This window comes from Streptomyces sp. NPDC107500, assembly GCF_055582785.1.
This window is the reverse complement of record NZ_JBVJPF010000004.1, coordinates 103,568-116,643: the sequence shown is the minus strand read 5'-3', so window position 1 is coordinate 116,643 and position 13,076 is coordinate 103,568. Positions and strand designations below refer to the sequence as shown.

General features: G+C 72.5%; 14 protein-coding genes. 7 read left to right on the top strand and 7 right to left on the bottom strand.

Annotated elements, in window-relative coordinates:
* Nucleotides 1–15: 15 nt before the first annotated feature.
* Nucleotides 16–195, top strand: a complete 180-nt coding sequence (locus tag ACZ67M_RS17015) for a hypothetical protein (RefSeq protein WP_392012953.1) — start codon at nucleotides 16–18, stop codon at nucleotides 193–195.
* A gap of 29 nt (nucleotides 196–224) precedes the next feature.
* Entirely contained in the window at nucleotides 225–527 is a 303-nt protein-coding gene (locus ACZ67M_RS17010; protein WP_392012952.1) for a hypothetical protein, read from the top strand.
* A gap of 52 nt (nucleotides 528–579) precedes the next feature.
* On the opposite strand, the gene ACZ67M_RS17005 is transcribed toward ACZ67M_RS17010, so the two are convergent.
* Nucleotides 580–2,571 carry a CASTOR/POLLUX-related putative ion channel gene (locus tag ACZ67M_RS17005; protein ID WP_469851486.1) on the bottom strand — a complete coding sequence of 664 codons (1,992 nt, stop codon included), beginning with the start codon at nucleotides 2,569–2,571 and terminating at the stop codon, nucleotides 580–582.
* 311 nt (nucleotides 2,572–2,882) lie between these two features.
* On the opposite strand from ACZ67M_RS17005, the gene ACZ67M_RS17000 reads away from it, so the two are divergent.
* Nucleotides 2,883–3,032: a hypothetical protein gene (locus ACZ67M_RS17000; RefSeq protein WP_185832151.1), complete on the top strand. Its 150-nt coding sequence runs from the start codon at nucleotides 2,883–2,885 to the stop codon at nucleotides 3,030–3,032.
* 21 nt (nucleotides 3,033–3,053) lie between these two features.
* Here the strand turns inward: ACZ67M_RS17000 and ACZ67M_RS16995 are convergent, their stop codons facing one another.
* Together ACZ67M_RS16995 and ACZ67M_RS16990 are read right to left on the bottom strand one after the other, a co-directional pair.
* Nucleotides 3,054–3,197: a hypothetical protein gene (locus ACZ67M_RS16995; protein WP_469851484.1), complete on the bottom strand. Its 144-nt coding sequence runs from the start codon at nucleotides 3,195–3,197 to the stop codon at nucleotides 3,054–3,056.
* An 85-nt stretch (nucleotides 3,198–3,282) separates the two neighbouring features.
* On the bottom strand, nucleotides 3,283–4,350 hold the full coding sequence (locus ACZ67M_RS16990) for an aldo/keto reductase (RefSeq protein WP_469851482.1): 1,068 nt from the start codon (nucleotides 4,348–4,350) through the stop codon (nucleotides 3,283–3,285).
* Nucleotides 4,351–4,498: 148 nt separating this feature from the next.
* Between ACZ67M_RS16990 and ACZ67M_RS16985 the strand changes: the two genes are divergently transcribed.
* The 4 genes from ACZ67M_RS16985 (at nucleotide 4,499) to ACZ67M_RS16970 (ending at nucleotide 8,847) form a co-directional block, all read left to right on the top strand.
* Nucleotides 4,499–5,311: a helix-turn-helix transcriptional regulator gene (locus ACZ67M_RS16985; protein WP_469851481.1), complete on the top strand. Its 813-nt coding sequence runs from the start codon at nucleotides 4,499–4,501 to the stop codon at nucleotides 5,309–5,311.
* Nucleotides 5,312–5,547: 236 nt separating this feature from the next.
* Complete coding sequence (locus tag ACZ67M_RS16980; RefSeq protein WP_361364636.1) at nucleotides 5,548–6,789, top strand: PP2C family protein-serine/threonine phosphatase; 1,242 nt, start codon at nucleotides 5,548–5,550, stop codon at nucleotides 6,787–6,789.
* Between the two features lie 70 nt (nucleotides 6,790–6,859).
* Nucleotides 6,860–8,404, top strand: coding sequence for a sensor histidine kinase (locus ACZ67M_RS16975; protein WP_469852043.1), 1,545 nt, complete (start codon nucleotides 6,860–6,862; stop codon nucleotides 8,402–8,404).
* On the top strand, nucleotides 8,401–8,847 hold the full coding sequence (locus ACZ67M_RS16970; RefSeq protein ID WP_361364509.1) for a response regulator: 447 nt from the start codon (nucleotides 8,401–8,403) through the stop codon (nucleotides 8,845–8,847). The genes ACZ67M_RS16975 and ACZ67M_RS16970 overlap by 4 nt, the downstream gene beginning before the upstream one ends.
* Before the next feature lie 19 nt (nucleotides 8,848–8,866).
* Here the strand turns inward: ACZ67M_RS16970 and ACZ67M_RS16965 are convergent, their stop codons facing one another.
* From ACZ67M_RS16965 to ACZ67M_RS16950, 4 genes are read right to left on the bottom strand one after another with little or no spacing between them, the layout of a single operon-like run.
* Nucleotides 8,867–9,835 (bottom strand): PfkB family carbohydrate kinase, encoded by a 969-nt coding sequence (locus tag ACZ67M_RS16965; protein ID WP_469851478.1) that lies wholly within the window; start codon nucleotides 9,833–9,835, stop codon nucleotides 8,867–8,869.
* Nucleotides 9,832–11,310, bottom strand: coding sequence for a purine-cytosine permease family protein (locus ACZ67M_RS16960; protein WP_385795637.1), 1,479 nt, complete (start codon nucleotides 11,308–11,310; stop codon nucleotides 9,832–9,834). Before ACZ67M_RS16960 ends, ACZ67M_RS16965 begins: the two co-directional genes overlap by 4 nt.
* 47 nt (nucleotides 11,311–11,357) lie before the next feature.
* The gene (locus ACZ67M_RS16955) at nucleotides 11,358–12,350 is read right to left on the bottom strand and encodes an ADP-ribosylglycohydrolase family protein (protein ID WP_450735619.1); all 993 of its coding nucleotides are present in this window, start codon (nucleotides 12,348–12,350) and stop codon (nucleotides 11,358–11,360) included.
* On the bottom strand, nucleotides 12,347–13,066 hold the full coding sequence (locus ACZ67M_RS16950) for a GntR family transcriptional regulator (RefSeq protein WP_469851477.1): 720 nt from the start codon (nucleotides 13,064–13,066) through the stop codon (nucleotides 12,347–12,349). Before ACZ67M_RS16950 ends, ACZ67M_RS16955 begins: the two co-directional genes overlap by 4 nt.
* Between the last annotated feature and the right edge of the window lie 10 nt (nucleotides 13,067–13,076).

Below are 13,076 nucleotides of genomic sequence, written 5' to 3'. Positions count from 1 at the left end.
GCCGGAGGAGAGACCATGCCGCAGACACCCGAGGGACAGAGCCGCAGCCGCTACTGCAAGGCATGTGGCACGCCGGCCGGGCGCGGCACACTGTGCGAGCGCTGCGGTTCCGTCCTGGAGACGCCCGACGGCAGGGGGCTGACGGAGGACCAGGGCGCGGCCGTCCGGAGGGACTTCGAGGATCGGCGCCCATAGCGTGCCGAGTGCCGGGTACACGGTGCCGCATGGCAACGAGCACCGATTCCCCCGCACCCCTGTCGGCCGTGCGCCGGCTGCGCCAGCTCCGCCGCACCCGGGCCTCCTACCTGGTCGGTCTCGCCCTGTGGGCGGTGTCCACCGCCTGGACGGGGTGGGAATCGCCCGGCAGCCGGCAGATGTGGGTGTCCGCGCTTCTTCTGTCGGTCTTCGCGGCCCTGCTGCTCATGACCTCGCTGTGGACCCGCCGTCTGGAGAAGGCGAATCCCGCCGGGCCCGCACACCACGCTCCACCGCGACATGCGGTCGTTCCGCACCACGCCGGTACCTGAGACGACGGCGCTCGTACCCCCGCGACGACGGGCGTCCGTCCTGCCGTCGGAGTCAGTCGTGCGGTGGGCCGGACGCCTGACTGTCGTCCGTCTCGACCGGCTCCGCCCCGCGCATGCCCGGCAGGGTCCGGTGCCCGCCGGGAGAGTGGCGCTCGTCGTCGGGCGGAGTCACGACCAGCACCTCGTCGGCGTCACTCCAGACTCGTCGCTCCGACTTGCGGGGCGCCAGCCGGACGTCGCCGGGGCGGCCCGACGCGTGCGGGCGGTACCCGATGGCGCACTCCCCGCGCCCGAGCGCGGCGGCCACCACCGTGGCGAAGGACGCTTCCCGACCCGTCAGCACATAGCGGGAGGCGGGGTGCAGGGCCAGTGCGCCGCCCCGGGCGGCGAACAGCTCCTCGAACAGGGAGGCGAGGGCCGGGGTGTGGGAGATCCGCGTCATGACCAGGGCGGTGAGTTCCGCGCGCACCACGGCGGCCGACCGCGGGCCGAGAGGTGCCAGCGCCCGGCTGCGGTGGTCACTCAGCTCGGCGACCACGGGCAGCGGCCGTCCCGCGGACTCCTCGTACGACCGCAGGGTCAGCAACGTCAGCAGGGTCTGGTCGTCCGGCCCGAAGGAGACGGTTCCCTCGTCGGGTCCCAGGACGATCACACAGTCGTAGCCGGAGAGGTCGAGTCCCGCCGCCTGCTCCGGCAGGGCCAACTCCCCGGTGCGGTGGGTGACGGTCAGCCGTCCGCCGCTCACACGACTCACGAGACGGGACGCCGCCGGCGCCGCCCGCGGTGCGGTCATGATGTCGAGGACCGAACCGGGGCGTGCCGTACGGCTCAGCACCTCCGTGACCAGCGGGGCCCGGCTGTTCCACCCCAGCAGTAGGAAGCGGGCCGGCGGACCGGGTGGCGCGGTGGCCGGGGCCATCACGCCGGCGTCGACGGGTGCCTCCCCGGCCGCCGTGCGTTCGGGCCGCTCGTCCGGGGCGACGACGATCAGGCGGTCGCCCGGACCGCACCGGGTCCGCGCCGCCGGGGTGAGCAGGGCACGTCCGTCCGGCAGCAGGAAGCCGACGGGGCACGCTTTCGCGTATCGCAGAGCCAGCTCCCCGAACTCCAGCCCCACGGCCTCCGGTTCGTCGACCAGGTGGAACTCGGCCCCCGCCAGGTCGAGGAGGTCGCGCAGCGTGGCCACCAGCCCGGGGGTGCGGGCGGCCTGCACGAGCAGCCGTGCCGTCGTGGCCTCCGTCTCGAGCACGGTTCCCCGCGCGCCGGCGGCGAGCCGGGCGGCCGTCAGGTGGCGCTCGTGGCGCACCGCGGCGACCACCGGCGGCTTCGCCCGCTCGCCGAGCAGGGCCCGCAGCGCCAGCAGGATCCGGATCACCTCGAGGTCGGCGTTGTCGTCGTCGGACGGCATCACCAGCACGGAATCCGCCGCCGACGGCGTGAGCAGGGCGAGCGCGTCGGGATCGGACGGTGAGCCGGAACGGCAGACGATCCGGACGCCGCCCGTCGCACCGAGCGCGGTGTGCAGCGCGGCCGCCATCTCGGTGGAATCCCGGTCCGCGAGGACGGCGACGACGCCTCTCGATCGGGCGGACTGGGCCGCGACCAGCTCACCGACCACGGTGAACACCTGGTCGGACCAGCCGAGTACCACCGCGTGCCCACGCTCCAGCACCGTGGAGCGTCCTCGCCGCAACTCCTCCAGCCGGTCACCCAGCCCGGTCGTGACGACGCCGACCAGGGTCGATACGCACAGCAGCGCGATCAGCCCGAGCACCACGGACAGGAGCATCCGCAGCGGTGCGCCCGTGACCCCGCCCAGGCGCAGGGTCTCGGCGCTCGTGCGCCACACCGCGACCAGCCGCTCGGAGAGCGAACGCGGCGCCTGGGGATCCGTCCAGACCAGCAGTGTGCTGACCGGCACCACGACCGCCAGGCAGCACACGGCGAGCCAGCCGAGCAAGGTCCCGGTGCTCCGGGCCAGCGTCCGGTCGAACGCGTACCGCGCCCGGTCCCGGTACGAAGCCGGTCGATGCCCCCGCTCCACAGCCACCTCCTGCCAACCCGCCCGGCGTCCGCCGTCAGCGGCAGAGTGCTGGCAGCGACCCCGCGACACACCGTGCCAGCGGGATATTCACCCTTACGGGAGGCCGCTGAACCGCCGGGAGCGGGTGCCCGGTCGGTGCGGGCCCCGCCGCAACGGGCAACTCCGGGGGAACCGTTGGTCCGGACCATGGCACCCGCGGCCGGTCCGGGCGGGCAGAGTGTGGGCCGGCGGCTTGCTGTACTTCCAGTAACAAGATCATTCTTGCTTCCGCGTCCCAGCTCCCCAGTGACTCCCCAGTGACAGGAACCCCGATGACTCCGCCGCACGACCGCCTCGAGCAGGCGCGCCAGGACTACGAACGGCACCTGCGGAGCTGCCGTCAGTGCGAGGCGGACGGCGCGAGGTGTCCCGCGGCCAAACACCTGAGACGCCTCTACAACAACCAGCTCAGAGCGGGCTGACGAGCGCGCCGCGACACGCGGTCAGACGGCGGTGGCGACGCGGTCCCGGCCGTTGGCGGCGGGTGGCTGCGCGGCCAGGGACTGCTCCAGGGTGTCGAGCGCCTCGCGCATGCCGGCGATGTGCTCGGCGAGAACCGCGGCGTCCGGCGGGGGAGGACTCACCACGACGGCCCGGGGCCCCTGGTTCGCGGGAGCGTCGCGCCGTTCATGACGCCCACTCTCCGGTCTCCAGCCACTGGAGAGTCAAGCCTCAGCGGCCGGTTTCGATCCTCAGGTCACCTGTGGTCGCCCTGCGGATGTGGTCACTGGCGAGCATGTCGTGCGGGAAGCCCAGCTCGATCCGGCCGGCCTCGTCGAGGCGGGCCAGCTGGGAGGCGGTCAAGTCGACCTCCAGCGCGCCCAGGTTGCCCTCCAGCTGCTCGGGGGTGCGGGCGCCGATGATCGGTGCCGTCACCCCGGGCCTCCGCAGGGTCCAGGCCAGTCCGACCTGCGCGGGTGTGCGGCCCAGTTCGGCGGCGACCTCCTTGACGACATCCGCGATGGCGAGGTTCCGTTCGGTGACCGTGCCCAGGGCGCGGTTGAAGCTCTTGCGGCTGCTGCCCTCGTCCAACGCGCCGTCCGTCGCCGTGAGGTCGTCGCGGCTGTACTTCCCGGTGAGCACCCCGCCGCCGAGGGGCGAGTACGGGACCACACCCAGCCCCATCTCACGGGCCATGGGGATCAGGTCACGTTCCCCCGCCCGCTCGATCAGGCTGTACTCGATCTCCAGCGCCACCAGCGGCGCCCAGCCGCGCAGGTCGGCGATGGCCTGCATGCGCGACACCTGCCAGGCCGGGGCGTTGGAGATCGCCACGTGCAGGACCTTGCCCTGGCGGACCAGGTCGTCCATGCCGCGCAGGATCTCCTCGACCGGAGTAGTGAAGTCCCACACGTGCAGGTAGAGCAGGTCGACGTAGTCCGTGCCCAGATGCCGCAGGCTGGACTCCACCGACGCGAACAGACTCTTGCGGTGGGCGCCCCCGGAGTTCGGGTCACCGGGCCGACGCAGCGTCGTGTACTTCGTCGCCAGCACCAGGCTCTCGCGGATGCCGCGGGTGAACTCGCCCAGCAGACGCTCGGAGCTGCCGTCGGTGTAGGTGTTGGCGGTGTCGACGAAGTTGCCCCCGCGCTCGACGTAGAGGTCGAACAGCTTGCGCGACTCGTCCGGCCCGGCGCCCCAGCCCCACTCGGTGCCGAAGGTCGCCGCCCCCAGCGCCAGCGGTGAGACCCGCAGCCCGGCGCGGCCCAGCAGCCGGTAGGTGTCGAGGGTGAGGGACATCGTGTCCTCCTGTGCTCGTGATCCTTTGAACGTGCGATCCGTCGTCGGGCACCAGCCTGCGACCGCCGTGAGCAGGGGGTAAGGGAAGGATCTTCCTGGGAACACCGGTCCCACCCTCGCTGTTGCACCCTGCATGCCGCCCCGGACCGTGGACACGACACAGGAGTTGGCCGCGTTCCTGCGGACCCGACGCGAGCGCCTGGACCCGCAGGACTTCGGACTGCCCTCACGCCGGCGGTCCCGGCGGACCCCGGGGCTGCGCCGCGAAGAGGTCGCCGAACTGGCCGGGGTCAGCATCGACTACATCGTGCGGCTGGAACAGGCCCGCGGCCTTCGGCCCTCCGGGGACGTGGTGGAGGCCCTGGCCCGGGCCCTGCGGCTGACCCCCGACGAACGCGCCTACCTCTTCGACCTGACCCGGCATCGCCGCCGCGCAGCCGAAGGAACCACCGGCACCGCGGCGCCGCAGCTGGCCCGGCTGGTCGCGGACCTGTCGCCCCTGCCGGCCATGCTGATGAACCACCGCTACGACATCCTGGCATGGAACGGCGCCATGGCGAGGCTGCTGCTGGACTTCGGCGCCCTGCCGCCGTCGCACCGCAACGCGATGTGGCTGTGCCTGCTGCACCCGCGGATCAGCGCGTGCTACGCCGACCGCGATCGCGTCGTGCGCGAGGGCGTCGCCCACCTGCGTGCCGCGTGGGCCGCGCACCCCGAGGACGCGGCGCTGACCGACCTCATCACCGGGTTCATCACCCACGACGAGGAATTCGCGCGCCTGTGGGCCGAGGGCGACGTCAAGGTGAACGGCCGGGGGCAGAAGGTGATGCGGCATCCGGACGCCGGTGAGATCGCCCTGCACTTCGAGGTGCTCATGCCACTCCAGGACACGGACCAGCGGCTGATGATCTGCCGCGCCGCGGACGACGCGAGCCAAGCGGCGCTGGACCGCCTGCGGTAGTTCCGGCCACCGGCGATCCGTTGCGGCACAGGCCGGGCGGGCTCTCGCGGGAGTTGCGTGGAGCACATCCGGCACGTCACCCGCCCGATGTTGTGTACATTCTGTAAGGGCGGGCGCAGTCGTCGCGGGAGAGACGGCCCCGGGTGTGCTGGACCCCGTACTCGGAGCCAGATCCCGCGTTTGACGGGACGGAAGGTGGAGGCAGGGTGGCGGCGCCACAGTCATGGGCCGGCGGCATGTCCGCGTCCGCGAGTACCTCCGCCGCGGAGGCCTGGCAGTGGCGGGAACCGTCCGTGCTCCTGATCGAAGACGACCCGGGCGACGCCCTGCTGGTCGAGGAACTCGTCGCCGACAGCGCGTTGAAGATGCGCCTGCGCTGGGTCCGGTCCATGGCCGAGGCACGCGAGGTGCTGCTCACGGAGGCGCCGGACTGTGTGCTCCTCGACCTCCACCTGCCGGACGCCCACGGGCTCGAGGCCGTGTCGATGGTCCACGCCCTGGCCGACCAGGTCGCCGTCGTGGTGCTCACCGGCCTGGCCGAGGACGAGACCGGCCTCGCCGCCCTCATGGCGGGCGCGCAGGACTACCTGGTCAAGGGCCGCGTCGAGCCGGAACTGTTCGGCAGGGCCGTGCGGTACGCGATCCAGCGCAAGGAGGCCGAGCAGGCCGCGGCGGCGCTGCAGGCCAGCCAGATGCACGCCCGGGAGAACGCCCGGCTGGAGAGGGGCCTGCTGCCCCGCCCGCTGCTGCACGGCTCCGGCGTGGACGTCGTGGCCCGCTACCGGCCCGGCCGTGCCCAGGCGCTGCTCGGCGGAGACTTCTACGACATCGTCCAGAGCCCCGACGGAACCGTGCACGCCGTCGTCGGTGACGTCTCCGGGCACGGCCCCGACGAGGCCGCCCTGGGCGTCGCGCTGCGCATAGCCTGGCGCACCCTGGTGCTCAGCGGTGTCACCGGCCCCGAGCAGATCGGCCGCCTGGAGGAGATCCTCGTCGCCGAGCGAGCCCGCACCGAAGTCTTCGCCACGCTGACCAGCCTCATCCTCCCGCCGGGCGCACCCTGCGCACGGATGGTGCGGGCCGGGCACCCGGGCCTGCTGCTGCGCACCGACGACGGCGACGTACGGTGGGTCGAGGTCGCCGGGGGACCGGCCCTGGGCGTGGTGCCGGGCCTGGCCCGCTGGCCCGTCCAGGAACTGCCCCTCCCCCCGGGAGCGGCACTGGTGCTCTTCACCGACGGACTCTTCGAGGGGTACGTCGGCCAGGGCAGGGAGCGGCTCGGTGAGGAAGGGCTGCTCCGGCTCGCGAAGGAGGCGGCCCGGCTGGCCCCGGAGCCGTTCGTCGACGGTCTGATCGGCCGGGCCGAGGACCTCGCCGAGGAGCAGGGCGGCCTCGCCGACGACGTGGCCGTGCTGCACCTGCGCTGGAACGCGCGGCAGGAGAACGAGAACAAGGGTGGAGACGAAGGCAGTGGCTGACGAGACACGGCGGCCGCCAGGCGGCGGCCGGCTGACGGTCCAGGGCTGGTTTCAGCTCGTACTCGGCCTCATGGTCCTCATCGTGGTGGTGGGCGCCGTGGTCGGCGCCCGGGTGCAGGGGCGCACCACGGACCTCACCGACCAGCTCACCGACCGCGTCCAGCCGGCCCAGACCGAGGCGTACCGGCTGCAGGCAGCCCTGGTCAACCAGGAGACGGGCGTACGCGGCTACGCCATCGCCGCCGACCGGCAGTTCCTCACCCCCTACGAGCAGGGCAGGAAGGACGAGGCCCGGGCCGCGGCCCGGCTGCGCACGCTCATCGGGGACCAGCCCGTGCTCCTGGCGGACCTGCAGAAGGTCCAGCGGCAGGCGGCCGAATGGCGGCGCGTCTACGCCACCCCCCTCGTGGACGGCGTCACGCCCGGTGAACCCAGGACCGTCGACCAGACGACCGCCGGGCGGGGCAAGAAGGTCTTCGACGCGATGCGCGTCGGCTGGAACCAGCAGAACCGCGACCTCGCCGACGCCGTCGAGGACGGCAAGGCCGACCTGGCCGACGCCCGCACGCTGCGCAACCTGACCTTCGGCGTCATGGTGGCGGCCTTCCTGCTGGCCGGTGCGGCGCTGGCGATCGTGGTGCGCCTGCTGGTGGCGCGCCCCCTCCAGAAGCTGCGCGAGGCCTCGCGGAAGGTGGCGGGCGGTGAGTTCGAGCACTCCATCCCAGCCGAAGGCCCGGCCGACCTCACGGCCGTGGCACGGGACGTCGAGGACATGCGGCAGCGGATCGTGGCCGAACTCGACGCGTCCCGACGGCAGCAGGGCGTCCTGCGCCGCCAGGCCGCCGACCTGGACGAACAGGCCGTCGAACTCCGCCGCTCGAACGCCGAACTGGAGCAGTTCGCCTACGTCGCCTCCCACGACCTCCAGGAGCCCCTGCGCAAGGTCGCCTCCTTCTGCCAGCTGCTGGAGAAGCGGTACGGAGACAAACTCGACGACCGGGGCCTCCAGTACATCGACTTCGCCGTCGACGGCGCCAAGCGCATGCAGGTCCTCATCAACGACCTGCTCACCTTCTCCCGGGTGGGCCGGCTCAACGACGCCGCTGTGGAGTGCGGCCTCGACGAGTTCCTGTCCAAGGCGCTGACCAACCTCGACACGGTCATCACCGAGACCGGCGCGCAGGTCGAACGCCCCGAGGAACTGCCCCGGGTCGTCGGCGATCCGACCCTGCTGGTCATGCTCTGGCAGAACCTGGTCGGCAACGCCGTCAAGTTCCGCGACCCCGACCGGGCCCCCCGGATCCGGATCACCTGCGACGAGGATCCCGACACCCCCGGGGTGTGGCGGTTCTGCGTCACCGACAACGGGATCGGCATCCCGCAGGAGTTCGCCGAGAAGGTGTTCGTGATCTTCCAGCGGCTGCACAGCCGGGACTCGTACGGTGGCACGGGCATCGGCCTGGCGCTGTGCAAGAAGATCGTCGAACACCACGGCGGGCGCATCTGGATCGACACCGCCCACACGGGCGGTACCCGCTTCTGCTTCACCCTGCCGTCCGTCGTGAACGACAACGGCGACATCGACTCCCGCACCGAGGAAAAGGCCCTGGCATGACGACACCCGCCACCCCCATCGACGTCCTCCTCGTCGAGGACGACCCGGGCGACGAGCTGATGACGCGCGAGGCGTTCGAGGACAACAAGATCGGCAACACCCTGCACGTGGTCCGGGACGGCGAGGAGGCGCTCGACTTCCTCTACCGTCGCGCCGGCCACGCCGAGGCCCCTCGGCCGGACCTGATCCTGCTCGACCTCAACCTGCCCAAGTACGACGGCCGGCAGGTCCTGGAGAAGATCAAGTCCGATCCCGAGCTGAGCGACATCCCGGTCGTCGTCCTGACCACCTCGGCGGCCGAGGAGGACATCCTGCGCAGCTACAAGCTGCACGCCAACGCCTACGTCACCAAGCCGGTCGACCTGGACCAGTTCATCGCCGCGGTCCGCCAGATCGACGACTTCTTCGTCCAGGTGGTACGCCTGCCCCGACGCGGCCTCTGACCGAGCGGGGAGGGTCCCCTCACGGACCCTCCGCGCCGAACAGGGCCTTCGCGAGCGGGTCCGCGCCCAGGAACGCCGTCAGTTCGGCACGGTCGGGTGCGGTGGCCGGGCCCCGGCGGCCCACCGCGAAGGCGGCCGCCGCGTTGGCGCCGCGGGCGGCCGTCAGCGGGTCGTGGCCCTGGGCGAGCAGGGCCAGGAACGAACCGACGTGGGCGTCTCCCGCCCCGTTGCTGTCGACCGCGTCGACGGGGAACCCCGGCACGTGGACCGGCTCCTGGCCGGGCAGCGCCAGCCGGCAGCCGTCCTTGTCGGCCCGCACGAGCACGCCCGCCGACGGAGCCAGGCGCTCCCGCAGGGATGCCACCGCGGCCCCCGGATCCTCGTGTCCGGAGAGCAGGCCGGCCTCGCGCGTGTTGAGGCTGAGCCAGTCCGCGCGGGCGAGGACGGGCGAGAGGACGGCCTCGGGAATGTCGGCCACCAGGGGCGCCGGGTCGAGGCAGAGCGTGATGCCCGCCGGGAGCCCGGACGCGAAGGCGGACAGCAGGGGGCCGTTGGCCGGCAGCACCAGGCCGTAGCCGGAGAGCTGCACCAGGTCCCCGGGGCGCAGCCGCCCCGCGACCGCCTCGATGTCCGAGGGCCGCAGCGTGGCCTCGACACCGAAGCTGGTGACGAAGGTGCGCTCGCCGCCGCTGTCGATCAGGGCGACGGTGAAGCCGGTGTCGGCCTCCGTACGGGCGGGAAGCAGGGTGCCGATGTCCTCGGCGGCGAGCGCCTCGCGTACGAGATCGCCGTACGGGCCGGTGCCGTGCAGCCCGGCGAACACCGCCTCCGTGCCGAGCCGACGGGCCGCGACCAGGGTGTTGAACCCGCCGCCGACGGTCGTCCCGCTGCGTGTGCCGATGACGTCCCCGCCGCGTTCCGGCAGCGCGGGCACCTCGATCACGAGGTCGGCGATCACATTCCCGGCGAGGACGAGACGGCCGGTCATCGTCCGGCCTCCTGGAGGGCGGAGGGCACGGTCGGGTCCCCGCCGCCCGCGGCGGAGCGGGTGCCGCGGTCGAACAGCGCGTACACGGCGGCGCCGACCGCCATGGCGATCGCCCAGCCGAGCCCGTTCCGGCCGAACCAGGTGTCGGAGAGCGGACCCGCGAACCAGACGTCCGCCTCACCGGTCGCGGCCTTGGTGAAGAGCAGCCCGGCCACGATGGCGGCGACCCAGCCCAGGACGGCGGGCAGCCGGAAGCCGCCCGAGTACCAGTATCGGCTTGTCGATGTGGTGTCCATCAGCGCCTCCGGGTCGTAGGCGCGCCCGCGCAGCGAGTCGACCGCGATCACTCCGATCCAGGCCGAGATGGGAACGGCGAGCAGGGTCAGGAACGTCGAGAAGGGCCCGTAGAAGTCGTCGGCGATCAGCATGAAGTAGATGCCGCCGGCGAACATCAGCACCACGTCGAGGGCGACGGCGGCGGCCCGCGGCACCCGGAGCCCCAGGGTGATCATCGTCAGCCCGGCGGAGTAGGTGGAGAGGTGGTTCGACATCAGCAGCCCGCCGAAGGCCGCGACGAGATAGGGGATCGCCATCCAGGAGGGCAGCATCGCGTTGATCGCCGCCACCGGGTCGGAGGAGGTGGCGAGCGTGGGATCGCCCGCCGAGAGCAGCGAACCGAGGGAGATCAGCAGGACCAGGGGGATGCCCGCGCCGAAGGCGGAGGCCCCGATGAGCCGCCGGCCGGGGACCGACCGTGGGAGGTATCGGGCGTAGTCGGCACCGGCGTTGGCCCAGCCGATGCCGGTGCCCGCGGCGATGAAGCCGATCCCCGCGATCACCCCGCTGGCCGGACCCGCCGGGGTGCCGAGGACCTCGGACCAGTCGACGGTGGCGACCAGGAAGCCCATCACGACCAGGTTGAGCGCGCCGAAGACGACCGTGGCCCACTTGTTGATCCACATGATGGTGGCATGGCCGAGGCCGCTGATCAGCAGCGTGCAGCTGATGAAGACCAGCAGGCACACCAGCGTCAGCACGGTGTTGCGGCCCACCCCGAAGGCGGTGTGCAGCATGGCCAGCAGCGCGTACGCCGCGGTCGTGGTGGTGATGGTCTCCCAGCCGACCCGGCTGAGCCACGTGATGAGGGTCGGACCGGCGTTGCCCCGCTGTCCGAAGACCGCCCGGGAGAGGGTGAGCGCGGGCGCCCCGCCCTTCTTGCCGGCCAGACTCAGGGCTCCCACCAGCGCGAAGGAGCCGAAGGAACCGACGGCGGCGACGAGGGCCGCCTGCCAGATGTTCAGGCCGCGGAAGGCGACGAGAGTCGCGCCGAGAGGGAGCCCGAGGATGCTGATGTTGGCCGCGAACCAGGTCCAGAACATCTGACCGGCCTGGCCGTGCCGCTCGTGGTCGGGGACCGGCTCGATCCCACGGGTCTCAATGGCGCCGACGCGATCGTTCGTCTTCGAAGCGGTCATGACGGAACCTCCTTGCTGGTGCGGAGGGGCGGGGCGTGCTCGGCGGCTCAGCGGAGTGCGAGCAGCCGTGTGGTCAGGGTTTCGAGTTCCAGGGAGTTGACGGACCGCAGCGTGTCCACGGCCTCGGCGGGCAGCCCGGAGAGCCCGGCGACGGACCCGGCGACGGCACCGGCGATCGCGCCGATGGTGTCACTGTCGCCGCCGAGGTTGGCGGCGAGCAGGGCGGCCTGCCAGGGATCTCCGTCGGCCACCGCCAGGACCGCGAACGCGGCGGGCACCGACTCCTGGCTCGCGACGCTGGTGCCGACGAGCGCGACGATCCGGTCCAGCGCCTCGGCCTCCGGGAGATCCCGTACGAGATCCCGCGCCCAGGTGATCCGGGCGGCGATGTCGGCCCCGGCGACCCAGTGGCCGCGCCGGGCACCGGCCCGGGCCGCGGCCACCGCGGCGGCGACGGCGTCGTCCAGCGAGCCGCCGCCGACACCCGTGCTGACGGCGGCGGCGACGGCGGCCGCGCCCGCGATGCCGAGCCCGGTGTCGTGGGTGACCTGGCAGGACTCCACGACATGGTCGAGGAAGACGTCCAGCGGCTGGACGTCGAAGGCGATGCCGACCGGGGTGACGCGCATGGCCGCGCCGTTCGTCGTGCCGTTCCGGCCCGCCTCCCGCGCGGGAACACCGGCGGCCACCGCGTCCAGGGCGGCCTTGGTGGAGGGGCCGAGGAGGTCGAAGGAGCCCTTGGCCTTCATCTCCTTCTCCCAGTCGAGCAGGTCGTGGGCCAGGCGCAGCGGGTCGATCCGGCCGCGTCCCTCGGCGATGAGGCGGCCGACGATGACGGCCTGGTCGGTGTCGTCGGTGACGGAGCCGGCCGGCATGCCGGCGCTGACCGGGTTGTCGGGCAGCGCGGGCCGGAAGCCGGTGAGCCTGCCGTAGACCCGGACGACGTCCTCCCGGGACATCACCTGGGTGGGCATGCCGAGAGCGTCGCCGAGGGCGAGTCCGTAATAGGCGCCGAGGGCGCGGTCGAGTCGGTCGGTCACGGTCGGCCTCCCTGGCCCGAGCGCACGTGCAGTTCGAATTTGGCGGGATCCAGCAGGCTGGTGACCTGCTCGACGACGGAGCCGTCGCCCGCCCGGTACACCTGGGTGAGCCGCAGGAAGGACTCGCCGGGCGAGCGGCGCAGCACAGCGGCGTCCGCCGCGTCGAGCCCGCGCACCGACACCACACCCTCGCCGGAGACGGTGACCCGGCCCGCGGCGACCAGCGCCCGGCTCAGCGAGCCGTCGACGAGGCCGCGTTCGGGCAGCCCGGCCAGGTCTCCCGTGGCCGGGACCCTGCTGCGCTCCAGCGACACGCCCCGTCCGTCGGCGAGTCGTCTCACCCGGTCCAGCGCGATGAACGCACGGGAGTCCATTCCGAGTTCGGCGGCCAACTCCTGGTCGTCGACCTCCTCGAAGCGCAGGGTCTCGGACGTGAGTTCCGTGCCCTGCTCGGCGAGGGCCTTGGTCCAGCCGAGCCGGTTGTCGATCGGTGTCCCCTCGAAGGTGACGAAGGAGCCGATCCCGGCGTGGGTGGCGATGAGCCCTTCCTCCCCGAGGGCTTGCAGCGCCTGCCGCAGAGTGGTGCGGCTGACCCCGAAGCGCTGGGTGAGTGCGTGCTCCCCGGGGAGCCTGCTCCCGTCGGAGTGGACTCCGGCCCTGATCTCGTCGGAGAGGACACGGACGATGCGATGGTGTTTGTGTACCTGTCCAGGCATGTCCAAACAG